This is a genomic window from Streptomyces sp. NPDC041191, from assembly GCF_055591945.1.
Window position 1 is genome coordinate 136,655 of sequence record NZ_JBVIZC010000009.1, and the last position, 22,981, is coordinate 159,635.

Here is a 22,981-nt window from a genome sequence, read left to right on the forward strand (position 1 = left end):
CAGCCCCCGGACATCCCCGAAAACCCGTGCGGCCTCGATCGACTACCCAGGAACCGGCCTCCGCACACGAAGGCCCCACGCCTCCCGGAACGCCGGAGGGGCGGCCCCGGAGGAGGGACCGCCCCGAGCCGCCCCGGGGCGGGAGGTCACTTCCGCAGCATCGACTCGACCCCGGCACGGATCTCGTCCGTCGCCAGACCCCGGACGGTCAGCGTCGTACGGCGGCGCAGCACGTCGTCCGCCGTCTCGGCCCACTCGTGGTCACGGGCGTAGGCGACCTGCGCCCAGATCTCCGGCGCGTCCGGGTGGATGCGCCGGGCCAGCTCCGGGTCCTCGTTCGCCATGCGGGCGATCTCGAAGGAGAGCGAACCGTAGTGCGTCGCCAGGTGCCTGGCGGTGTCGGCGGCCATGCGCGGGCCGGGCGCCGGACCGTCGACGAGCAGCCGGTGGGCGACCGCGTTCGGGTTGGCGATGCCGGGCAGCGGCAGCCGCTTCGGCAGCGCGGAGACCGGCTCGTAGTCCTCGCCGAGCGGGTGCCCCGGAAGCTGCTCCAGCTTCTTCATCACCGTGCGCCCGATGTGGCGGAAGGTCGTCCACTTGCCGCCGGCCACCGACAGCATCCCGCCCCGGCCCTCGGTCACGACCGTCTCGCGCTTGGCCCTGGAGGTGTCGCCGGGGCCGCCGGGGAGCACCCGCAGACCGGCGAAGGCGTACGTGATCAGGTCGCGCGACAACTGCTGGTCGCGGATGGAGAAGGCGGCCTCGTCCAGGATCTGGGCGGTGTCCTTCTCGGTGACCTCGACCTGGCCGGGGTCGCCCTCGTACTCCTCGTCGGTGGTGCCGAGCAGCAGCATGTCCTCCCAGGGGAGGGCGAAGGTGATGCGGTACTTGTCGATCGGGGTGGCCAGCGCGGCCTTCCACGGCGAGGTCCGCCTGAGCACCAGGTGCGCGCCCTTGGAGAGGCGGATGGAGGGGGCCGCGGCCGGGTCCTCCATCTTCCGCAGGTGGTCGACCCACGGGCCGGTGGCGTTCAGGACGAGGCGGGCGTCCACGCCGAACTCGTCGCCGGTGGTGCGGTCCCTCAGCTCCGCGCCGGTGACCCGGCCGCGGGTGAAGCGCAGGCCGGTGACCTCGGCGTGGTTGAGGACGGTGGCACCGGCGTCGACGGCGGCGCGGACCGTCATCAGCGCCATGCGGGCGTCGTTCATCTGGTCGTCGCCGTACACGGCCACGGCCCTCAGGTTGTCGGTCCGCAGCTCCGGCACGTCCTGCGCCGCCCTGGAGGGGGAGAGGAGGTGCCCGACGCCGTCGCCGAACGCCGAGAGCGCGGAGTACGCGAAGACACCGGCGCCCAGCTTGGCCGCGCCGTGCGGACCGCCCTTGTAGACGGGCAGGTAGAAGGTGAGCGGATTGGCGAGGTGCGGGGCCACCTGGCGGGAGACCGCGCGCCGCTCGAAGTGGTTCTCCGCCACCAGCTTCACCGCGCCGGTCTGCAGGTAGCGCAGACCTCCGTGGAGCAGCTTGGAGGAGGCGGAGGAGGTGGCGCCGGCGAAGTCGCCGGCGTCCACCAGGGCCACCCGCAGACCCGACTGCGCGGCGTGCCAGGCGGTGGAGATGCCCAGGATGCCGCCGCCTATCACCAGGAGGTCGTACGTCGCCTTGGAGAGCTGCTCCCGGGTCTCGGCGCGGCTCGGCAGGGAACCGGCGGCCGGGCGCGTCCCCAGGGCGGGGACGCTCTGCAGGGTGGTCATCGTGAATTACTCCTCGTCACTTCTCGTCCGATTCGAGCCAGCCCATGGAGCGCTGCACGGCCTTGAGCCAGTTCTTGTACTCGCTGTCGCGCTTCTCCGCGTCCATGCGAGGCGTCCACTCGGCGGCCCGGCGCCAGTTGGCGCGCAGGGCGTCGGTGTCCGGCCAGAAACCGACGGCGAGGCCGGCGGCGTAGGCGGCGCCGAGGCAGGTGGTCTCGGCGACCATGGGGCGCACGACGGGCGCGTCCACGAAGTCCGAGAGGGTCTGCATCAGCAGGTTGTTGGAGGTCATGCCGCCGTCGACCTTGAGGGCGGTCAGTTCCACGCCGGAGTCCTTGACCATGGCGTCGGCGATCTCGCGGGTCTGCCAGGCGGTGGCCTCGAGCACGGCACGGGCGATGTGCGCCTTGGTGACGTAGCGGGTGAGGCCGGTGATCACGCCACGGGCGTCGGAACGCCAGTACGGGGCGAACAGGCCGGAGAACGCGGGGACGAAGTAGGCGCCGCCGTTGTCCTCGACGGAGGAGGCCAGGGTCTCGATCTCGGCCGCGGACTTGATCAGGCCCATCTGGTCGCGCATCCACTGCACCAGGGAGCCGGTCACGGCGATCGAGCCCTCCAGGGCGTAGACCGGCTTCTCGTCGCCGATCCGGTAGCCGACCGTGGTCAGCAGGCCGCTGTAGGAGTTGATCGCCTTGTCGCCGGTGTTGATCAGCATGAAGGTGCCGGTGCCGTACGTCGACTTGGCCTCGCCCTCGGCGAAACACGTCTGGCCGAACAGGGCGGCCTGCTGGTCGCCGAGCGCGGAGGCGACCGGGACGCCGTCGAGGACGCCGCCCTTGACCGTGCCGTACACCTCGGCGGAGGAGCGGATCTCCGGCAGCACGGCGGCCGGGACGTCCATGGAGTGCAGGATGCGCTCGTCCCACGCCAGCTCGTGCAGGTTCATCAGCAGGGTGCGGGAGGCGTTGGTGACGTCGGTGACGTGCACGCCGCCGTCCACGCCGCCGGTCAGGTTCCAGATGACCCAGGAGTCCATGGTGCCGAAGAGGATCTCGCCGCGCTCGGCGCGCTCGCGCAGCCCCTCGACGTTGTCGAGCAGCCAGCGGACCTTCGGGCCGGAGAAGTACGAGGCGAGCGGGAGGCCGGTCTCCCGGCGGAAGCGGTCCTGGCCGACGTTGCGGCCCAGCTCCTTGCAGAGGGCGTCGGTGCGGGTGTCCTGCCAGACGAGGGCGTTGTGGACGGGCTCGCCGGTGTTCTTGTCCCACAGCAGCGTGGTCTCGCGCTGGTTGGTGATGCCGATGGCCTTGACGTCGGCGGCGGTGATCTCCGCCTTCTCCAGGGCGCCGGCGACGACCTCCTGGACGTTGGCCCAGATCTCGGCGGCGTCGTGCTCGACCCAGCCGGGCTTCGGGAAGATCTGCTCGTGCTCCTTCTGGTCGACCGAGACGATCCGGCCGTCCTTGTCGAAGACGATGCAGCGGGAGGAGGTGGTGCCCTGGTCGATGGCGGCGATGAACGGGCCGGAGGTGTGTGCGTCGGTCACGGTGTGCTCCAAGGGGGTCTGGAAGAAGGACGGCTCAGGCGAACGCGATGGTGTGGATACCCGCGGCGAGGGCGCCGCCGATCAGCGGACCGGCGACCGGGATCCAGGCGTAGCCCCAGTCGGAGCCGCCCTTGTTCGGCAGCGGGAGCAGGGCGTGCACGATGCGCGGACCGAGGTCACGGGCCGGGTTGATGGCGTAACCGGTCGGGCCGCCGAGCGAGAGGCCGATGGAGACCACGACGAAGGCGGTGATCAGGCCGCCCAGGGTGCCGAGGCCCTTGCCGCTGTCGTTGAGGCCCTGGGTGAGCACGGCGAGGACCAGCACGGTGGTGCCGATGATCTCGGTGGCCAGGTTCTGCCAGGTGTTGCGGATCTCGGGGCCCGTGGAGAAGACGCCGAGCACCGGGCCGGGTCCCTCGACCGGCGTCTCGCCGCGGGTCTCCGGGTCCGTGAGGTGGGCCAGGAACTGGCCGTAGTAGGCCACCCAGACCAGCGCCGCGCCGATCATCGCGCCGAGCAGCTGGCCGGCGAAGTAGACGGGGACGTCGCCCCACTCCCCGTCCTTGATCGCGATTCCGACCGTGACGGCGGGGTTCAGATGGGCGCCCGAGAGGGAAGCGGTGATGTAGACGGCCGTCATGACGGCGAAGCCCCACCCGAAGGTGATCGCGAGCCAGCCCGCGCCGCGGGCCTTGGAGCTCTTGAGCGTGACGGCGGCGCACACACCGCCGCCGAGCAGGATGAGTACGGCGGTACCGATGGTCTCGCCGAGGAAGATGTCGGAGCTGGACACCCGCGACTCCTTTGTCCTTCGTCCAGGGGAAGGCGAACCCCGGTTTCCTCCGGTGTCCGCGCCCTCGTGTGAGGGCGTTGCCGGCCCTGAGCACTGCCCCACCTTAACGCGCATTTCCGTTAAGTGTTCGACAATGCCGACCGGTGAACGGAAGTTTTGCCCCGGTGCAACAGCACGTCAAGGTCTCGGGGAAGGGAAAACCCGCCGATGACGGGATCGTTATCGGCGGGTCGGGGGTGCCGCGCGGAGGGGTGCGGCCGCGCGGGACGGCCGTCGGGCGGAGTCGGGGACGGCGGGTCGCCGGGGCGCGCCCGGACGGCGGCCGGGCACCGGGGCGCGTCCCGGTGGTGGCCGTCCAGGGAACGACGGCCTCGGGGGCGTGCCCGGAAGCGATCCCCCTCGGAGTACGCCCGGAAGCGGTCGTCCCCGGGCGCGTCTCAGGAGCGGCCGCTCCGGAGTACGTCCCGGAAGCGGCCGTCCCCGGCCTGTCTCAGAAGCGGCCGGCCCCCAGGTCCCGGGAGACCGCGCGGGCGCAGTCCCGCACCGCCGCCACCAGCTCCGGGCGCAGCTCGCCGGCCGGGCAGAGCCGCTCCACGGCGCCCGTGACCGCCACCGCCCCCACCGGCATCCGCCGCCGGTCGTGGATCGGCGCCGCCACCGACGCCACGCCCTCCCAGGTCTCCTCCACGTCCGCCGCCCAGCCCCGGGCCCGCACCGTGTCGAGCAGCGCCTCGAAGTCCCCGAGCGCCGTGGTCGTCCGCGGCGTGAACGCCTCCCGTCCGGCCTCCACCACCTCGCTGTGCGCCACCGGGTCGTACGCCGAGAGGACCTTGCCCAGGGCCGTGGAGTGCAGCGGCTGCATGGCCCCCACCTCCAGGACCTGGCGGCTGTCGTCCGGCCGGAAGACGTGGTGCACGATCAGCACGCCCCGCTGGTGCAGCACCCCCAGGTGCACGCTCTCGCCGCTGGACCGGGCCAGGTCGTCCGTCCAGACCAGGGCCCGCGCCCGCAGTTCGTGCACGTCCAGGTAGCTGTTCCCCAGGCGCAGCAGCTCCGCGCCCAGCTGGTAGCGGCCCGACGCCGCCTCCTGCTCCACGAAGCCCTCCGCCTGGAGGGTGCGCAGGATGCCGTGGGCCGTCCCCTTGGCGAGTCCGAGCGAGGACGCGATGTCCGACAGGCCGAGCCGGCGCTCGCCGCCCGCGAGCAGTCGCAGCACGGCCGCCGCCCTTTCCAGCGACTGGATGTTCTTCGCCATCGCCCGGCCCCTCATCCCTCTCACGCTGTTCGACAATGCTGAACACTATCGGCCGATGCCGACCTTGCGTCACTTCAGACAGTGTGGGTCAAGGAGAGGCAGGACCGGGAGTCCCCGGACACAGGATGCCGTCCGCCCCGTGGGACGCCATGTCCACCCCGGGCGGTGCGCGGTTAGGCTGACCCCGTGCCCCCTCCCCCGAGGGCGCAAAGCCGACAGCCGTCGCATCCCAGGGAGATCATCCATGGCCTCGTCGCCGTCCCCTTCCGCCGACAGCCGGAACCGTGCCGCCGCCCTCCGCGAAGCCCTCGCGACCCGGGTGGTGGTCGCCGACGGGGCCATGGGCACCATGCTCCAGGCCCAGGACCCCACCCTCGAGGACTTCCGGGACCTCGAGGGCTGCAACGAGATCCTGAACGTCACCCGGCCCGACATCGTCGCCTCCGTGCACCGGGAGTACTTCGAGGCGGGCGTCGACTGCGTCGAGACGAACACGTTCGGCTCCAACCACTCGGCCGCGGGCGAGTACGACATCGCGGACAAGATCTTCGAGCACTCCGAGGCGGGTGCCCGGATCGCCCGCGGGGTCGCCGACGAGTTCACCGCCGGGGACGGCCGCCCGCGCTGGGTCCTGGGATCGATCGGCCCCGGCACCAAGCTGCCGTCGCTCGGCCACATCACGTACGACGTGCTCCGCGACGGCTACCAGCGGAACGCCGAGGGCCTGCTGACCGGCGGCGCCGACGCCCTGATCGTCGAGACGACCCAGGACCTCCTGCAGACCAAGGCGAGCCTGATCGGCGCGCGGCGCGCGATGGACGCGCTGGGCCTGGACGTCCCCCTCATCTGTTCGCTCGCCTTCGAGACCACGGGCGTGATGCTGCTCGGCTCGGAGATCGGGGCGGCCCTGACGGCCCTGGAGCCGCTGGGCATCGACCTGATCGGCCTGAACTGCTCCACGGGCCCGGCCGAGATGAACGAGCACCTGCGCTACCTCGCCCGGCACTCCCGCACGCCGCTGATGTGCATGCCGAACGCGGGCCTGCCCGTGCTGACCAAGGACGGCGCGTACTTCCCGCTGACGCCGTCCGAGATGGCCGACGCGCAGGAGAACTTCGTCCGCGACTACGGCCTGTCCCTGGTGGGCGGCTGCTGCGGCTCGACCCCCGAGCACCTGCGGCAGGTCGTGGAGCGGGTGCGCGGCCTGGCCCCCGCCGCCCGCGACCCGCGCCCGGAGCCCGGCGCGGCCTCGCTGTACCAGACGGTTCCGTTCCGCCAGGACGTCTCCTACATGGCGATCGGGGAGCGGACGAACGCCAACGGCTCGAAGAAGTTCCGCGAGGCCATGCTGGAGGGCCGCTGGGACGACTGCGTGGAGATGGCCCGGGACCAGATCCGCGAGGGCGCGCACATGCTGGACCTGTGCGTGGACTACGTGGGCCGGGACGGCGTGGCGGACATGGCCGAGCTGGCCGGCCGCTTCGCCACGGCCTCCACGCTGCCGATCGTCCTCGACTCCACCGAGGTGGACGTCCTGCGGGCGGGCCTGGAGAAGCTCGGCGGCCGGGCGGTCATCAACTCGGTGAACTACGAGGACGGCGACGGACCGGAGTCGCGGTTCGCGAAGGTCACCCGTCTGGCCCAGGAGCACGGCGCCGCGCTGATCGCGCTCACCATCGACGAGCAGGGGCAGGCCCGTACCGCCGAGCACAAGGTCGCCATCGCGGAGCGGCTGATCGAGGACCTGACCGGCAACTGGGGCATCCACGAGTCGGACATCCTCATCGACACGCTGACCTTCACGATCTGCACCGGGCAGGAGGAGTCGCGCAAGGACGGCATCGCCACGATCGAGGCGATCCGCGAGCTGAAGCGCCGCCACCCGGACGTGCAGACCACCCTCGGCCTGTCGAACATCTCCTTCGGCCTCAATCCGGCGGCCCGCGTCCTGCTCAACTCGGTCTTCCTGGACGAGTGCGTGAAGGCGGGCCTGGACTCGGCGATCGTGCACGCCTCGAAGATCCTGCCCATCGCCCGCTTCGACGAGGAGCAGGTCACCACCGCCCTCGACCTGATCTACGACCGGCGCTCCGAGGGCTACGACCCGCTGCAGAAGCTGATGGCGCTCTTCGAGGGCGCCACGACCAAGTCCCTCAAGGCCGGCAAGGCGGAGGAACTGCTCGCCCTGCCCCTGGACGAACGGCTGAAGCGGCGGATCGTCGACGGCGAGAAGAACGGTCTGGAGGCCGACCTGGACGAGGCCCTGGCCTCCCGCCCGGCGCTCGACATCGTCAACGAGACCCTGCTCGACGGCATGAAGGTGGTCGGCGAGCTGTTCGGCTCCGGACAGATGCAGCTGCCGTTCGTGCTCCAGTCCGCCGAGGTCATGAAGATCGCCGTGGCCCACCTCGAACCGCACATGGAGAAGTCGGACGCCGAGGGCAAGGGCACGATCGTCCTGGCGACCGTGCGCGGCGACGTCCACGACATCGGCAAGAACCTCGTGGACATCATCCTCTCCAACAACGGCTACAACGTCGTCAACATCGGCATCAAGCAGCCCGTCTCCGCGATCCTGGAGGCCGCCGAGGAGCACAACGCCGACGTGATCGGCATGTCCGGCCTCCTGGTGAAGTCCACGGTGATCATGAAGGAGAACCTGGAGGAGCTGAACGGCCGGGGCCTGGCCGCCAAGTACCCCGTGATCCTCGGCGGCGCCGCCCTGACCCGCGCGTACGTCGAGCAGGACCTCCACGACATCTACCAGGGCGAGGTCCGCTACGCCCGCGACGCCTTCGAGGGCCTGCGCCTCATGGACGCCCTCATCGGCATCAAGCGCGGCGTCCCCGGAGCCGCCCTGCCCGAACTCAAGCAGCGCCGGGTCGCCAGAAAGGACGCCGCCGCCCTCCAGGTCGACGAGCCGGAGCCCGGCGGCCGCTCCGACGTCGCCACCGACAACCCGGTGCCGGTCCCGCCGTTCTGGGGCACCCGGGTCATCAAGGGCATCCCGCTGAAGGACTACGCGTCCTGGCTCGACGAGGACGCCCTCTTCAAGGGCCAGTGGGGCCTCCGGCAGAACCGGACCGGCGACGGGCCCTCGTACGAGGAGCTGGTCGAGAGCGAGGGCCGGCCCCGGCTGCGCGGCTGGCTGGACAAGCTCCACACCGAGAACCTGCTGGAGGCGGCCGTCGTGCACGGCTACTTCCCGTGCGTCTCCAAGGGCGACGACCTGATCATCCTGGACGAGGACGGCAACGAGCGCACCCGCTTCTCCTTCCCCCGCCAGCGCCGGGGCCGCCGCCTCTGCCTCGCGGACTTCTTCCGCCCGGAGGAGTCCGGCGAGACCGACGTCGTCGGACTCCAGGTCGTCACCGTCGGCTCGAAGATCGGCGAGGCCACCGCCCGGCTCTTCTCGTCCGACTCCTACCGCGACTACCTCGAACTCCACGGCCTGTCCGTCCAGCTCGCCGAAGCCCTCGCCGAGTACTGGCACGGCCGGGTCCGCGCGGAGTGGGACATCGCGGGCACCGACCCCGCGTCCATGGCCGGCATGTTCCGTACGGAGTACCAGGGCTGCCGCTACTCCCTGGGCTACCCGGCCTGCCCCGACCTGGAGGACCGCGCCAAGATCGCGGACCTGCTGAAGCCGGAGCGCATCGGCGTGCACCTCTCCGAGGAGTTCCAGCTCCACCCCGAACAGTCCACCGACGCCATCGTCCTCCACCACCCCGAGGCGAACTACTTCAACGCACGGTGACCGCGGCGGCGTGAATCGCCGCGTTTTCCGTGATCGGGACGTACACTTGTCCGTCCAGTGCAGGCCGGTCCCCCTTCCGCTCCGGGAGGGGGACCGGCCTTCTCGTCCCTCCCTGGAGGTGTCCGGATGACCAGTACGGTCCCCGCGTCCCCGTTCCGTACGAACGGCAGCTCCGCCCTGCAGGCGGTCTTCCTCGACATGGACGGGACCCTCGTCGACACCGAGGGCTTCTGGTGGGACGCGGAGGTGGAGGTCTTCGCCGACCTCGGGCACCGCCTCGACGAGTCCTGGAGGGACGTCGTGGTCGGCGGCCCGATGACCCGCAGCGCCGGCTACCTCATCGAGTCCACCGGCGCCGACATCACCCTCGCCGAGCTGACCGTCCTCCTCAACGAGAAGTTCGAGCAGCGCATCGCGCGGGGCGTCCCGCTCATGCCGGGCGCCGAGCGGCTCCTCGCCGAGCTGGCCCGGCACTCCATCCCCACCGCCCTGGTCTCCGCCTCGCACCGCCGGATCATCGACCGGGTCCTCGCCTCGCTCGGCCCCGACCGCTTCACCCTCACCGTCGCGGGGGACGAGGTCGTACGGACCAAGCCGCACCCCGAGCCGTACCTGGCCGCCGCCCGGGGGGTCGGCGTGGACCCCGCGCTCTGCGCCGTCGTCGAGGACACGGCGACCGGCGTCGCGGCCGCGGAGGCGGCGGGCTGCCGGGTCGTCGCGGTGCCCTCCGTCGCCCCGATCGCGCCCTCCCCGGGCCGGGTCGTCGTGCGCTCGCTCGAAGAGGTCGACGTGCCTTTCCTCCGCACCCTGATCACCAGGATCTGAGCTTTCACCGGGCTTCTCCGGCGGAATGCGCTTTCCCGGCGCGGCTCCTTGCGGTTCTCCACGGGAAAACGATCAGGCCATTTACCGAAAAGGGACCTGCGTGACCTTGGTCACCCAGAGTGCCCGGCGGTCGATGGCCTGTCCTCGTTCCCTGTCCGGAATCGACCGACTTCACCGCCACCATGTGCCCCGTTTCGCTCATGATCGTCCGCATCGTCCGGCGCATGACTATGGAGCGGACCGCATTCATGATCACTGTGCGATTACCCCCGGACCCGCCCGTGGTCCGGCAATAGCGGCGCCTCCCACTAATCTTTCGCGAGTACTTCGCCGCATAACCGCGTGCACCGGCGCACACCCAGAACGCCGTGAACACCGGACCGATCGCACCACCCGGCCCGATCGCTCCCGCCCCGACCGGGCGGCAGGCGGCGGAGTGTCCCTGACCGCTGTGACCCAGTGCCGGATGAGGAGATCGTCCCTGATGAACCGCAAGACCCTGGTGCTCCCGGCCGTGGCCGGACTGCTCGCCCCCCTGCTCGCCGCCTGCGGCGGAACGGAGGAGGACCGGGCCATCGTCGTCGGCACCACGGACCAGTTCATCGCCACCGAGGACACCCCCGCCCCCCTCGACCCGGCCTACGCCTACGACACCGGCGCGTGGAACGTCCTGCGGCAGACCGTCCAGACCCTCCTGCACGTGCCCCGCGGCGGCGGCGAGCCCGTCCCCGAGGCGGCCGAGAGCTGCGGCTTCTCCGACAAGGCCGGCGAGAGCTACCGCTGCACGCTCCGCGCCGGCCTCACCTTCGCCGACGGCACCCCGATCACGGCCGAGGACGTCAAGTACTCCGTCGAACGCGTCCTGAGGATCAAGTCGGACAACGGAACGGCCGCCCTCCTCGCGAACGTCGACGCCGTCGAGACCCGGGGCGCCAACGGGATCGTCTTCCACCTCAAGACCCCCGACGCCACCTTCCCGTACAAGCTCTCCACCCCGGTCGCCGGCATCCTCAGCAAGGACAAGTACGCCGCCGACAGGCTCCGCGACGGCTTCGAGGTCGACGGCTCGGGCCCGTACACCATGAAGGCCGAACGCGAGGGCGGGAAGGCCACCCGCTTCGTCTTCACCAGGAACCCGAACTACAAGGGCGACATCGTCCCGCGCAACGACAAGGTCGAACTGCGCCCCTACGCCGACGCGACCACCATGGGCAGGGCCCTGGAGGCCGACGACATCGACATGATGGCGCGCTCCCTGTCGCAGAAGCAGGTCAAGAGCCTCACCGAGAACCCCAAGGACGGCATCGAGGTGGTCGAGGTCCCCGGCCTCGAGATCCGCTACCTCGGCTTCAACACCAAGGCCCCCTCCGTCCAGGAGAAGGCCGTGCGCCAGGCGATGGCCGCCGTCGTCGACCGGGGCGCCCTGATCAACCGCGTCTACGGACCCACCGCCGAGCCGCTCTACTCGCTGATCCCCTCCAGCATCACCGGCCACGCCACCCCCTTCTTCGACGAGTACGGCGAGCCCGACACGGACCGCGCGGCCAAGATCCTCAAGGACGCGGGCGTCAAGACCCCCGTCAAGGTGACCCTGAACTACACCACCGACCACTACGGCGCCGAGACCGCCGAGGAGTTCGAGGCGCTCGGCAAGCAGCTCACCGCCAGCGAACTCTTCGACGCCACCGTCAAGGGCGCCGAGTGGTCCACCTTCCGCACCGCCCAGAAGCGCGGCGACTACGCCGTCTACGGTCTCGGCTGGTTCCCCGACTACCCGGACCCGGACAACTACATCGCGCCGTTCCTGGACAGCGACAACTTCCTCAACACCCCGTACGTGAACAAGGTCGTCCGCGACCAGCTCATCCCGCGCTCGCGCCGCCAGGTCGACCGCACCGCCGCCGGCCCGGTCTACGCGCAGATCCAGAAGATCGTCGCCGAGGACGTCCCCGTCCTTCCCCTGTGGCAGGGCAAGCAGTACGTCGCCGCGCGCGACGACATCAACGGGGTCGAGTACGCGCTGAACACCTCCTCCGACCTCCTGCTCTGGGAGCTGGGCCGCGGCACCGTCTGACCCCCGCCCCGGCCGGGACCGCCGTCCCGCACGGACGGAGGGGCCCGGCGCGCGTCCCGCGCGCCGGGCCCCTCCGCCGTTCCCGCACCGGCTACTGGCCGCCGGGCCGCACCAGACCGCTCTCGTACGCGTACACCGCGGCCTGCACCCGGTCCCGCAGCCGCAGCTTCGTCAGCACGTGCCCCACATGCGTTTTTACCGTCGTCTCGCTGACGAACAGGTCCGCCGCGATCTCCGCGTTCGACAGGCCCCGCGCCACCAGCTTCAGCACTTCCGTCTCGCGGTCGGTCAGGGTGCTCAGCGTGTCCGGCACCCGCTCCTCGCCCGTCGGCAGGTGCGCCGAGTATTTGTCGAGCAGCCGGCGCGTGACCGACGGCGCCAGCATCGCCTCGCCCGCGGCCACCACCCGGATCGCCTGCACCAGCTCGTTCGCCGGGGCGTCCTTCAGGAGGAAGCCGCTGGCACCGGCCCGCAGCGCCTCCACCACGTACTCGTCCAGGTCGAAGGTGGTCAGCACCAGCACCTTCGCCGGCCCGTCCCGGTCCGGACCGGTGATCCGCCGGGTCGCCTCCACCCCGTCCATCCGGGGCATCCGGATGTCCATCAGCACCACGTCCGGCTGGAGCGCGCGCACCTGCTCCTGCGCCTGGAGGCCGTCCCCGGCCTCGCCCACCACCACGATGTCCCGCTCCGCCTCCAGGATCATCCGGAAGCCGGTGCGCAGCAGCGGCTGGTCGTCGACCAGGAGGACACGGATCGTCACAGGGGCTCCTTCACGGGGCGGGGCGCACGAGGCGGACCGGCCCCTACGGCGCGGGCGGGGCCGGATCCATTCTGCCCTGCCCCGGCCCGTCCGGTTCCGGCGGGCGGACCGGGGCGATCTCCAGCGGGTAGGGCGGGGGAGTCCCGCCGAACTCCGGGCAGACCGCCCGGTGGTCGCACCAGCCGCACAGCTTCGTCGGGCGCGGCCGCCAGTCGCCCGTCTCCGTCGCCAGCCGGATGGCCTCCCACAGCGCCAGCAGCTTCCGCTCCACCCGCAGCAGGTCCGCCTCCACCGGGTCGTACGTCAGCACCTCCCCGCTGCCCAGGTACACCAGCTGGAGCCGCCGGGGGATCACGCCCCTCAGCCGCCGGACCACCAGCGCGTAGAAGGTCATCTGGAACAGGGCGCCGTCCCGGTACTCCGGCCGGGGCGCCTTGCCCGTCTTGTAGTCGACGATCCGCACGTCGCCCGCGGGCGTCACGTCGATCCGGTCGATCACCCCGCGCAGCCGCAGCCCCGAATCCAGCTCCGTCTCCACGAACAGCTCGCGCTCGGCCGGCTCCAGACGCGTCGGGTCCTCCAGCGTGAACCACCGCTCGACCAGCCGCTCCGCCTCGCCCAGCCAGTCGGCGAGCCGCTCGCCGTCCGGGTCCCGCGCGAACAGCTCGCCCAGCTCGGGCCTCGACTCCAGGAGCCGCTCCCACTGCCCCGGCACCATCGCCCGCGCCCTCGGCGCCGTCCGCTCCGCCGCCGGATCGTCGAACAGCCGCTCCAGGACGGCGTGCACCAGCGTGCCCCGGGTGGCCGCCGGACTCGGCTTCTCCGGCAGCCGGTCGATCACCCGGAACCGGTACAGCAGCGGACACTGCATGAAATCGCTCGCCCGGGAGGGCGACAACGACAGGGGCGTCCCGGCCGCCGCCGGCACCCGCTCGCTCGTACTCATGCCCCCGACCCTACGACCCGCCACCGACAGCGAGCCGCATACCATCGACCAGGGACCCCGTCGCACTGCATGATCGAACCGTGACGCACCGACGCGGGTCACACCACGCGACGAAAGGAACCCGTGAACCAGGACGAGCCCAAGCCGCAGCGGACCGAGGAGCCCGGCGGCGGCATCCTCATGGGCCGCCCCTTCGGCGTGCCCGTCTACGTCGCCCCCAGCTGGTTCCTCGTCGCCGCCCTCATCACCTGGGTCTTCGGCGACCAGATCGACCGCGTCCTGCCCGACCTCGGCGCCGCCCGCTACCTCGTCTCCCTCTTCTTCGCCGTCGCCTTCTACGCCTCCGTGCTCGTCCACGAACTGGCCCACACGATCGCCGCGCTCCGCTTCAAGCTCCCGGTGCGCCGCATCCAGCTCCAGTTCTTCGGCGGCGTCTCCGAGATCGAGAAGGAGAGCGAGAGCCCCGGCCGCGAGTTCGTCCTCGCCTTCGTCGGCCCCCTCCTCTCCCTCGTCCTCGCGGGCCTCTTCTACCTCACCCTGTACGCCGTCGAGCCCGCCACCGTCCCCGGCGTCCTCCTCGCCGGCCTGATGATCTCCAACCTGATCGTCGCCGTCTTCAACCTGCTCCCCGGCCTCCCGCTCGACGGCGGCCGGATGCTCCGCGCCGTCGTCTGGAAGATCACCGGCAAGCCCATGAGCGGCACCGTCGCCGCCGCCTGGGCCGGCCGCGCCCTCGCCGTCCTCGTCCTGGTCGGACTGCCCCTGCTGACCCGCACCGGACTCCTCGGCAACTCCACCGAGGACATCGGCGGCTTCGAGACCGTCACCGACGCCCTGCTCGCCGCGATCCTCGCCGCCATCATCTGGACCGGCGCCGGCAACAGCCTCCGCATGGCCCGCCTCCGCGAGCACCTGCCCGAGCTGCGCGCCCGCTCCCTCACCCGGCGCGCCATCCCCGTGGAGCCCGGCACCCCGCTCTCCGAGGCGCTCCGCCGCGCCAACGAGGCCGGTGCCCGCGCCCTGGTGGTGGTCGATCCCGCCGGCGACCCCACCGGCATCGTCCGGGAGGCCGCCATCGCCGCCGTACCGCAGCACCGGCGCCCCTGGGTCGCCGTCAGCACCCTCGCCCAGGACCTCACCGACGGCATGCGCGTCCCGGCCGAACTCACCGGGCAGCCCCTCCTCGACCACCTCCGCGCCAGCCCGGCCACCGAGTACCTGGTCGTCGAGGAGACCGGCGAGATCTACGGCGTCCTCTCCACCGGGGACGTCGAACGGGCCTTCGTCCGGGCCATGGCACGACCCGGTTCGTAACCCCGGTACTCTGGTCGTATGTCCGAACCGACCGGTGCCGCCCGCCGACGCGGGCCCTTCAAGGTCGGGGACCAGGTTCAGCTGACCGACCCCAAGGGCCGTCACTACACGTTCACGCTCGAAGAGGGAAAGAACTTCCACACCCACAAGGGTTCTTTCCCGCACGACGAACTGATCGGCGCCCCCGAGGGCAGCGTTGTCCGCACCACCGGAAACGTCGCCTACCTCGCGCTGCGCCCCCTGCTCCCCGACTACGTCCTGTCCATGCCCCGCGGCGCCGCCGTGGTCTACCCGAAGGACGCGGGGCAGATCCTGGCCTTCGCCGACATCTTCCCCGGCGCGCGCGTCGTGGAGGCCGGGGTGGGCTCGGGATCGCTGAGCAGCTTCCTCCTGCGCGCCATCGGGGACAGCGGCATGCTGCACTCGTACGAGCGCCGCGAGGACTTCGCCGAGATCGCCAAGGGCAACGTCGAGCGCTACTTCGGCGGTCCCCACCCCGCGTGGCAGCTGACCGTCGGCGACCTCCAGGACAACCTCTCCGACACCGACGTCGACCGCGTCATCCTGGACATGCTCGCCCCCTGGGAGTGCCTGGAGGCCGTCTCCAAGGCCCTCGTCCCCGGCGGCATCCTCTGCTGCTACGTGGCGACGACCACCCAGCTCGCCCGCACCGTGGAGTCCATCCGCGAGTTCGGCTGCTACGCCGAGCCGCAGCCCTGGGAGTCCATGATCCGCAACTGGCACGTGGAGGGCCTCGCCGTCCGCCCCGACCACCGCATGATCGGCCACACCGGCTTCCTCGTCACCGCCCGCCGCCTCGCGGACGGGGTCGAACCCCCGATGCGCCGCCGCCGTCCCGCCAAGGGCGCGTACGGCGAGGACTACGAGGGCCCCAACAAGGGCTGACGTCCCGACATCCGCACCGTGCCGCCGCCGAGTTCCCCGCCCCGGCAGGGAACTCGGCGGCGGCGTTCCCGTGTTCGAGGCGTTCGGGAAGCGGCCGGACGGCCCCGCCCCCACGGGTGCCGCCCTCCTGCGGCGTGTGGCACGATGCCGGGAAACCCGCCGCACCACCCCACAGGAGACGTCTCGCGTGCAGCTCCCCGCCGCCCCGGACCTCACCGACCTCGCGCACACCCACGCCGGGCCGGTGCACTGGCTGGCCACCGCCGCGGCGACCGCCGCGGTCGTCGCCCTCGCGGGACTGCTCCAGCCCGGCCCCGCCGGAGCCACCGCCACCCCGGCCGCCGCCCCGCGCCCGGCCGCGGCCCCGGAGGCCGCCGGAGCCGCCTATCCCCTGGAGTGCGGGAAGGACCCCCGTACGGTCGCGAAGCGGGCCTCCGGGGACCTCGACGGGGACGGGAACCCGGAGACCGTCGCGGTCGTGCGCTGCGCGCCCGGCTTCGGCACCCCGCCGAGCGGTGTCTACGTCCTCACCCGCGGCAGGGAGGCGGGCGCACCCGCGCGCGTGGTGGCCACGCTCGTCGATCCCGGCCGGCACCAGAACGTCACCGAGCTGGCCGTACGCGACGGAGTGGTCCTCGCCACTCTGCTCGGCTACTCGTCCCCCGACGTCCCCCGCTGCTGCCCGGACGAGGAGGAGCGGGTCGGCTGGCGCTGGCAGGGGGGCGCCTTCGTCCGCTCCGAGGACACCGGCGCGCGCGGCGCCTGAACCCGGACGGCCGGCGCCCGGCCCGCGACTCCTCCGGCCGCCGCCCCGGCGCCGCCGGTCCGCCCGGCCGCCGCTTCCGGCGCGGCGGGCCCTCAGTCGGCGTTGGGGCCGTACACCTCGACCTTGTCGGCGACCCGCCGCACGTGGATGCAGTCGCCCGGACACTCCTTCGCCGAGTCCACCACGTCCCGGAGCAGCGGCAGCGGCACCGGAGTCGTGGCGCCGGCGTCCTGGAGGAGCTCGTCGTCGGCGCTCTTCACGTAGGCGAGCCCGTCGATGTCCAGCTCGAAGACCTCGGGCGCGTACTGCGCGCAGATCCCGTCCCCGGTGCACAGGTCCTGGTCGATCCAGACCTCCAGCGCCTCGTCGGCGCCCGTCGCCGGGGCCTCGTTCTGCACGGTCATTTCTCCTGCCGTTTCCGCTTGGCGCGATAAGTCGGGCCACCCGTGGCGGGTGTTGGCCACAGACGACGATACAACCGCCCGCTTCCGGACGCCGAAGGGTGGGTATTCCCCTGGCGAGAGGGGAAGCGCAAGGGTGAAGATCGGACACGTCCCGGAGTCTTTTTGATCTAGGGGTTTCAATCACCACCCACGCAGGTAGGGTCAGGAAGCGTCCAGCTCCCCTTGGAGGAGGTGAGGACCGTGGCAGCCCACGACGACGACATCAACCGCGGCATCCGGCCGGGGCGAGGGTCTGAGGACCCCGCCGGCCAGGTTGCCTATCTCGAGCAGGAAATCGCCGTCCTGCGCCGCAAGCTCGCCGACTCTCCGCGTCACACGAGGATTCTCGAGGAGCGGATCGTCGAGCTGCAGACCAACCTGGCCGGTGTGTCCGCGCAGAACGAACGTCTGGCGAACACGCTCCGTGAGGCCCGCGACCAGATCGTGGCCCTCAAGGAGGAGGTCGACCGGCTCGCGCAGCCGCCGGCCGGCTTCGGTGTCTTCCTGCAGGCCAACGAGGACGGCACGTGCGACATCTTCACCGGCGGCCGCAAGCTCCGGGTGAACGTCAGCCCGAGCGTCGAGCTCGACGGGCTCAAGCGCGGCCAGGAGGTCATGCTCAACGAAGCGCTCAACGTGGTCGAGGCCATGGAGTTCGAGCGCGCCGGCGACATCGTCACCCTCAAGGAGATCCTGGAGGACGGCGAGCGCGCCCTGGTGGTCGGGCACACCGACGAGGAACGGGTGGTGAGACTCGCCGAGCCCCTGCTGGGCATCACCATCCGCTCCGGCGACGCCCTGCTGCTCGACTCCCGCTCCGGCTACGTCTACGAGGTGGTCCCCAAGAGCGAGGTCGAGGAACTCGTCCTCGAAGAGGTCCCGGACGTCGACTACGAGAAGATCGGCGGTCTGGGCAACCAGATCGAGCTGATCCGCGACGCGGTCGAGCTCCCGTACCTCTACCCGGACCTCTTCAAGGAGCACGAACTGCGGCCGCCCAAGGGCATCCTGCTCTACGGGCCGCCCGGCTGCGGCAAGACGCTGATCGCGAAGGCCGTCGCCAACTCGCTGGCCAAGAAGGTCGCCGAGGTGACCGGCCGGCCCGCGGGGAAGTCCTACTTCCTCAACATCAAGGGACCCGAACTCCTCAACAAGTACGTCGGTGAGACCGAGCGGCACATCCGCCTCGTCTTCCAGCGTGCCCGGGAGAAGGCGAGCGAGGGCACCCCCGTCATCGTCTTCTTCGACGAGATGGAATCCCTCTTCCGCACCCGTGGCTCCGGTGTCAGCTCGGACGTGGAGAACACCATCGTCCCCCAGCTGCTCGCCGAGATCGACGGCGTGGAGGGCCTGGAGAACGTCATCGTCATCGGCGCCTCCAACCGCGAGGACATGATCGACCCCGCGATCCTGCGGCCCGGCCGGCTCGACGTGAAGATCAAGATCGAGCGTCCGGACGCGGAGGCGGCGAAGGACATCTTCGCCAAGTACCTCACGGGCAACCTGCCGCTGCACGAGGACGACATCTCCGAGCACGCCGGTTCCAAGGCCGCCGCCGCCCACGGAATGATCCAGTCCGTGGTCGAGCAGATGTACGCGGAATCCGAGGAGAACCGCTTCCTCGAAGTCACGTACGCCAACGGCGACAAGGAAGTCCTGTACTTCAAGGACTTCAATTCCGGCGCGATGATCCAGAACATCGTGGACCGGGCCAAGAAGATGGCCATCAAGGACTTCCTCGACCACGACCAGAAGGGCATCCGGGTCTCCCACCTCCTCCAGGCGTGCGTGGACGAGTTCAAGGAGAACGAGGACCTGCCCAACACCACCAACCCCGACGACTGGGCCCGCATCTCCGGAAAGAAGGGCGAGCGGATCGTGTTCATCCGTACGCTCGTCACCGGAAAGCAGGGCGCGGACACCGGACGCTCCATCGACACGGTGGCCAATACCGGTCAGTACCTGTAGAACGCCCGCCGGCTGCGGATGTCCGGAAACCGGGCATCCGCAGCCGGCGCGTTCCACCCGGTGTTCCTCCGGCAGTACGGGGGAACACCGCGAACGATCTCCCTACGAGCGCGGAGCCGATCCGGGCTCTTCGGTACCGCCGAGTCGCGCACAGTGAGCGCCGCCGGGCAAGGAGGGCCGCATGACCGTACGGCGAGTAATGGGCATCGAGACGGAATACGGGATCTCCGTCCCGGGACACCCGAACGCCAATGCCATGCTCACCTCGTCCCAGATCGTCAACGCCTACGCGGCGGCGATGCACCGGGCGCGCCGGGCCCGCTGGGACTTCGAGGAGGAGAACCCGCTGCGGGACGCCCGGGGCTTCGACCTCGCCCGCGAGGTGGCCGACTCCAGCCAGCTCACCGACGAGGACATCGGCCTCGCCAACGTGATCCTCACCAACGGGGCCCGCCTCTACGTGGACCACGCCCATCCGGAGTACAGCTCACCCGAGGTGACCAACCCGCGCGACGCCGTCCTCTGGGACAAGGCCGGCGAGCGGATCATGGCCGAGGCGGCCGAGCGCGCGGCCCAGCTCCCCGGGGCCCAGCCCATCCACCTCTACAAGAACAACACGGACAACAAGGGCGCCTCCTACGGCACGCACGAGAACTACCTGATGAAGCGGGAGACCCCCTTCTCGGACATCGTGCGCCACCTCACCCCCTTCTTCGTCTCCCGCCAGGTCGTCACCGGGGCGGGACGGGTCGGCATCGGCCAGGACGGGCGGGAGGACGGCTTCCAGATCAGCCAGCGCGCCGACTACTTCGAGGTCGAGGTGGGCCTGGAGACCACCCTCAAACGGCCCATCATCAACACCCGGGACGAGCCGCACGCCGACGCCGAGCGCTACCGCCGCCTGCACGTGATCATCGGCGACGCGAACCTCTCGGAGATCTCGACCTACCTCAAACTGGGCACCACCGCGCTGGTCCTGTCGATGATCGAGGACGGCTTCATCACCGTCGACCTCGCCGTCGACCAGCCGGTGCGCACCCTCCACCAGGTCTCGCACGACCCCTCGCTCCAGTACCTGGTCCCGCTCCGCAGCGGCCGCACGCTCACCGCCGTCCAGCTCCAGATGGAGTACTTCGAGCTGGCCAGGAAGTACGTGGACGAGCGGTACGGCACGGACGCGGACGCGCAGACCAAGGACGTCCTGAGCCGCTGGGAGGACACCCTCAACCGGCTGGAGAACGACCCGATGAGCCTGGCCGGCGAACTCGACTGGATCGCGAAGCGGGAGGTCATGGAGGGCTACCGGCGCCGCGACGGCCTGGACTGGGACGCCGCCCGGCTGCACCTGGTGGACCTCCAGTACGCGGACGTGCGCCCCGACAAGGGCCTCTACAACCGTCTGGCGGCACGCGGGCGCATGAAGCGGCTCCTGGACGAGTCCGAGGTGGAGCGGGCCGAGACGGCTCCGCCCGAGGACACCAGGGCCTACTTCCGGGGCCGCTGCCTGGAGCAGTACGCCGACGACGTCGCCGCGGCCTCCTGGGACTCGGTGATCTTCGACCTGCCCGGCCGGGACTCCCTCCAGCGAGTCCCCACCCTGGAACCGCTGCGGGGCACCAAGGAGCACGTGAAATCGCTCCTGGACCGCTGTCGTACGGCCGAGGAACTGGTGCGCGTGCTCTCGGGCGAATGAACCGGGGGCCCGGGACGGGCCTGAAACGCCCCGGTGCTGGGAATCATGGAATCAGCGCCCGGGCGTTGTGGAAACCACGAGGCCGAAGTCGGACCCGACCTATAGGGTCTGATCTTGCAAGGACTCAACCGAGCGGGCCGATTCGAGCGGGGTGAGGGATATGGCGACCAAGGACACCGGCGGCGGACAGCAGAAGGCGACGCGTTCCGCGGAGGAGGTCGAGGAGACCACCACGGAGGCGGACTCCGACCTCCAGGAGCGCCAGGAGAAGCTGAGCGAGGACGTGGACTCCGTCCTCGACGAGATCGACGACGTGCTCGAGGAGAACGCCGAGGACTTCGTGCGCTCCTTCGTCCAAAAGGGTGGCGAGTAACCGCCGCGCGCACCTGTCGTCCTCCGTCCCCGGAGCCCCGGAGAAAGCCGTGGGCCCGGGGACGGGTGACAGGCTGTGGCACGGGTAAGGTCCGTGCACAGCAAGCAAGATCGGCCCGCGCGTCCCACGGCGGGCCGACTCTCCCACCCGGAAGGAATCGCGTGGAAGCCAACCCTCGTAGCACCGGGCGTCTGCCGGCGGCCTTCCTGACGCCGGGCTCGTCCTCGTTCATGGACTTCCTGTCCGCGCACGCGCCGGAACACCTGCCCGGCAACCGGAGGCTGCCGGAGGGCGTCGTCGAAGCCCCCCACGGCACCACCATCGTGGCCGCCACGTTCCCCGGCGGGGTGGTGCTGGCCGGCGACCGCCGCGCCACCATGGGGAACATGATCGCGCAGCGGGACATCGAGAAGGTGTTCCCGGCCGACGAGTACTCCGCGGTCGGCATCGCGGGCACCGCCGGCCTGGCGGTGGAGATGGTCAAGCTCTTCCAGCTGGAGCTGGAGCACTTCGAGAAGGTGGAGGGCACCACGCTCTCCCTGGAGGGCAAGGCGAACCGCCTGTCCACCATGATCCGCGGCAACCTCGGCATGGCCATGCAGGGCCTCGCCGTCGTGCCGCTCTTCGCGGGCTGGGACGAGAGCAGGGAGAAGGGCCGGATCTTCTCCTACGACGTGACCGGCGGCCGCTCCGAGGAGCACGGCTTCGCCGCCACCGGATCGGGTTCGATCTTCGCGCGGGGCTCGATGAAGAAGCTCTACCGCGACGACCTGACCGAGCAGCAGGCCACCACGCTGGTCGTGCAGGCGCTCTACGACGCGGCGGACGACGACTCCGCGACCGGCGGCCCGGACATGGCACGCCGGATCTTCCCCATCGTCACCGTCATCACCGACGAGGGCTTCCGCAGGCTCGGCGAGGCCGAGTCCTCCGAGCTGGCCCGATCGGTCACCGAGCGGCGTCTCGTGCAGCCCGACGGGCCGCGCGCCGCCCTGCTCTGACCACCCGTCGCTCCAGAAGCCCAGAAGAAAGGGACGGACCGCCGGTGTCCACTCCGTTCTACGTCTCACCCCAGCAGGCCATGGCCGACCGGGCCGAGTACGCCCGCAAGGGCATCGCCCGCGGCCGCAGCCTCGTCGTCCTCCAGTACGCCGACGGCATCGTCTTCGTCGGCGAGAACCCGTCCCGCGCCCTGCACAAGTTCAGCGAGATCTACGACCGGATCGGCTTCGCGGCCGCCGGCAAGTACAACGAGTACGAGAACCTCCGCATCGGCGGTGTGCGCTACGCCGACCTGCGGGGCTACACCTACGACCGGGGCGACGTCACCGCGCGCGGCCTGGCCAACGTCTACGCGCAGACGCTCGGCACCATCTTCTCCAGCGCGGGGGAGAAGCCGTACGAGGTGGAGCTGGTCGTCGCGGAGGTCGGCACCGAGCCGGAGGGCGACCAGATCTACCGGCTGCCGCACGACGGCTCGATCGTCGACGAGCACGGCTCGGTCGCGGTGGGCGGCAACGCGGAGCAGATCGGCTCCTTCCTGGACCAGCGGCACCGGGACGGCATGTCCCTGGCCGAGGCCCTGAAGCTGGCCGTGCAGGCGCTCTCGCGGGACACCAACGGCAGCGAGCGGGACATCCCCGCCGAGCGCCTGGAGGTGGCGGTCCTGGACCGCACGCGCCCGCAGCAGCGCAAGTTCAAGCGGATCGTCGGCCGCCAGCTGTCGCGCCTCCTGGAGGCGGACAACGCGGCGGTGGCGAAGACGGACGAGCCCTCCGACGAGGCTCCCGAGGAGTAGGCGGCACCAC

Annotated in this window: 18 protein-coding genes; 11 read left to right on the top strand and 7 right to left on the bottom strand. The window is 70.9% G+C overall.

Features of this window, described 5'->3' with window-relative positions:
- Positions 1-146 precede the first annotated feature (146 nt).
- The 4 genes from ACZ6AQ_RS19215 to ACZ6AQ_RS19230 form a co-directional block, all read right to left on the bottom strand.
- On the bottom strand, positions 147-1,751 hold the full coding sequence (locus ACZ6AQ_RS19215) for a glycerol-3-phosphate dehydrogenase/oxidase (protein ID WP_468760840.1): 1,605 nt from the start codon (positions 1,749-1,751) through the stop codon (positions 147-149).
- Between the two features lie 16 nt (positions 1,752-1,767).
- On the bottom strand, positions 1,768-3,297 hold the full coding sequence (gene glpK, locus ACZ6AQ_RS19220) for a glycerol kinase GlpK (protein ID WP_468760841.1): 1,530 nt from the start codon (positions 3,295-3,297) through the stop codon (positions 1,768-1,770).
- A 34-nt stretch (positions 3,298-3,331) separates the two neighbouring features.
- Positions 3,332-4,090, bottom strand: a complete 759-nt coding sequence (locus ACZ6AQ_RS19225; protein WP_468760842.1) for an MIP/aquaporin family protein — start codon at positions 4,088-4,090, stop codon at positions 3,332-3,334.
- A 490-nt stretch (positions 4,091-4,580) separates the two neighbouring features.
- On the bottom strand, positions 4,581-5,345 hold the full coding sequence (locus ACZ6AQ_RS19230; protein ID WP_388693723.1) for an IclR family transcriptional regulator: 765 nt from the start codon (positions 5,343-5,345) through the stop codon (positions 4,581-4,583).
- A 244-nt stretch (positions 5,346-5,589) separates the two neighbouring features.
- On the opposite strand from ACZ6AQ_RS19230, the gene metH reads away from it, so the two are divergent.
- The 3 genes from metH (at position 5,590) to ACZ6AQ_RS19245 (ending at position 12,001) form a co-directional block, all read left to right on the top strand.
- Positions 5,590-9,102 carry a methionine synthase gene (gene metH / locus ACZ6AQ_RS19235; protein ID WP_468760843.1) on the top strand — a complete coding sequence of 1,171 codons (3,513 nt, stop codon included), beginning with the start codon at positions 5,590-5,592 and terminating at the stop codon, positions 9,100-9,102.
- A gap of 126 nt (positions 9,103-9,228) precedes the next feature.
- On the top strand, positions 9,229-9,927 hold the full coding sequence (locus ACZ6AQ_RS19240) for an HAD family hydrolase (RefSeq protein WP_388693719.1): 699 nt from the start codon (positions 9,229-9,231) through the stop codon (positions 9,925-9,927).
- Between the two features lie 484 nt (positions 9,928-10,411).
- Positions 10,412-12,001, top strand: coding sequence for an ABC transporter substrate-binding protein (locus tag ACZ6AQ_RS19245; RefSeq protein WP_468760844.1), 1,590 nt, complete (start codon positions 10,412-10,414; stop codon positions 11,999-12,001).
- A 91-nt stretch (positions 12,002-12,092) separates the two neighbouring features.
- Here the strand turns inward: ACZ6AQ_RS19245 and ACZ6AQ_RS19250 are convergent, their stop codons facing one another.
- Positions 12,093-12,764, bottom strand: coding sequence for a response regulator (locus tag ACZ6AQ_RS19250; RefSeq protein ID WP_388693715.1), 672 nt, complete (start codon positions 12,762-12,764; stop codon positions 12,093-12,095).
- A gap of 43 nt (positions 12,765-12,807) precedes the next feature.
- Entirely contained in the window at positions 12,808-13,710 is a 903-nt protein-coding gene (locus ACZ6AQ_RS19255; RefSeq protein ID WP_468760845.1) for a RecB family exonuclease, read from the bottom strand.
- A gap of 180 nt (positions 13,711-13,890) precedes the next feature.
- Between ACZ6AQ_RS19255 and ACZ6AQ_RS19260 the strand changes: the two genes are divergently transcribed.
- From ACZ6AQ_RS19260 to ACZ6AQ_RS19270, 3 genes are all read left to right on the top strand, one after another.
- Positions 13,891-15,024 (top strand): site-2 protease family protein, encoded by a 1,134-nt coding sequence (locus tag ACZ6AQ_RS19260; RefSeq protein WP_388693975.1) that lies wholly within the window; start codon positions 13,891-13,893, stop codon positions 15,022-15,024.
- 18 nt (positions 15,025-15,042) lie between these two features.
- On the top strand, positions 15,043-15,930 hold the full coding sequence (locus ACZ6AQ_RS19265) for a tRNA (adenine-N1)-methyltransferase (RefSeq protein ID WP_015032448.1): 888 nt from the start codon (positions 15,043-15,045) through the stop codon (positions 15,928-15,930).
- Positions 15,931-16,117: 187 nt separating this feature from the next.
- Positions 16,118-16,696, top strand: a complete 579-nt coding sequence (locus ACZ6AQ_RS19270; RefSeq protein WP_468760846.1) for a hypothetical protein — start codon at positions 16,118-16,120, stop codon at positions 16,694-16,696.
- 92 nt (positions 16,697-16,788) lie between these two features.
- Here the strand turns inward: ACZ6AQ_RS19270 and ACZ6AQ_RS19275 are convergent, their stop codons facing one another.
- Positions 16,789-17,100, bottom strand: coding sequence for a ferredoxin (locus tag ACZ6AQ_RS19275; RefSeq protein WP_468760847.1), 312 nt, complete (start codon positions 17,098-17,100; stop codon positions 16,789-16,791).
- Positions 17,101-17,340: 240 nt separating this feature from the next.
- Here ACZ6AQ_RS19275 and arc point away from each other — a divergent pair, with 240 nt between their 5' ends.
- The 5 genes from arc to prcA all read left to right on the top strand — a co-directional run bounded on the left by arc (position 17,341) and on the right by prcA (position 22,971).
- Complete coding sequence (arc, locus tag ACZ6AQ_RS19280; protein WP_468760848.1) at positions 17,341-19,107, top strand: proteasome ATPase; 1,767 nt, start codon at positions 17,341-17,343, stop codon at positions 19,105-19,107.
- Between the two features lie 181 nt (positions 19,108-19,288).
- Positions 19,289-20,800: a depupylase/deamidase Dop gene (gene dop, locus ACZ6AQ_RS19285; RefSeq protein WP_388693706.1), complete on the top strand. Its 1,512-nt coding sequence runs from the start codon at positions 19,289-19,291 to the stop codon at positions 20,798-20,800.
- A gap of 160 nt (positions 20,801-20,960) precedes the next feature.
- Entirely contained in the window at positions 20,961-21,173 is a 213-nt protein-coding gene (locus tag ACZ6AQ_RS19290) for a ubiquitin-like protein Pup (RefSeq protein WP_388693704.1), read from the top strand.
- 161 nt (positions 21,174-21,334) lie between these two features.
- Positions 21,335-22,174 (top strand): proteasome subunit beta, encoded by an 840-nt coding sequence (gene prcB, locus ACZ6AQ_RS19295; protein WP_388693702.1) that lies wholly within the window; start codon positions 21,335-21,337, stop codon positions 22,172-22,174.
- Between the two features lie 44 nt (positions 22,175-22,218).
- On the top strand, positions 22,219-22,971 hold the full coding sequence (gene prcA, locus ACZ6AQ_RS19300) for a proteasome subunit alpha (RefSeq protein ID WP_388693700.1): 753 nt from the start codon (positions 22,219-22,221) through the stop codon (positions 22,969-22,971).
- Positions 22,972-22,981 lie beyond the last annotated feature (10 nt).

Coding starts and splice junctions, on each gene's coding strand:
- ACZ6AQ_RS19215 (WP_468760840.1), bottom strand. CDS start 1,751: ATGACCACCCTGCAGAGCGTCCCCGCCCTGGGGACGCGCCCGGCCGCC.
- ACZ6AQ_RS19230 (WP_388693723.1), bottom strand. CDS start 5,345: ATGGCGAAGAACATCCAGTCGCTGGAAAGGGCGGCGGCCGTGCTGCGA.
- metH (WP_468760843.1), top strand. CDS start 5,590: ATGGCCTCGTCGCCGTCCCCTTCCGCCGACAGCCGGAACCGTGCCGCC.
- ACZ6AQ_RS19240 (WP_388693719.1), top strand. CDS start 9,229: ATGACCAGTACGGTCCCCGCGTCCCCGTTCCGTACGAACGGCAGCTCC.
- ACZ6AQ_RS19245 (WP_468760844.1), top strand. CDS start 10,412: ATGAACCGCAAGACCCTGGTGCTCCCGGCCGTGGCCGGACTGCTCGCC.
- ACZ6AQ_RS19255 (WP_468760845.1), bottom strand. CDS start 13,710: ATGAGTACGAGCGAGCGGGTGCCGGCGGCGGCCGGGACGCCCCTGTCG.
- ACZ6AQ_RS19260 (WP_388693975.1), top strand. CDS start 13,891: ATGGGCCGCCCCTTCGGCGTGCCCGTCTACGTCGCCCCCAGCTGGTTC.
- ACZ6AQ_RS19265 (WP_015032448.1), top strand. CDS start 15,043: ATGTCCGAACCGACCGGTGCCGCCCGCCGACGCGGGCCCTTCAAGGTC.
- ACZ6AQ_RS19275 (WP_468760847.1), bottom strand. CDS start 17,100: ATGACCGTGCAGAACGAGGCCCCGGCGACGGGCGCCGACGAGGCGCTG.
- dop (WP_388693706.1), top strand. CDS start 19,289: ATGACCGTACGGCGAGTAATGGGCATCGAGACGGAATACGGGATCTCC.
- ACZ6AQ_RS19290 (WP_388693704.1), top strand. CDS start 20,961: ATGGCGACCAAGGACACCGGCGGCGGACAGCAGAAGGCGACGCGTTCC.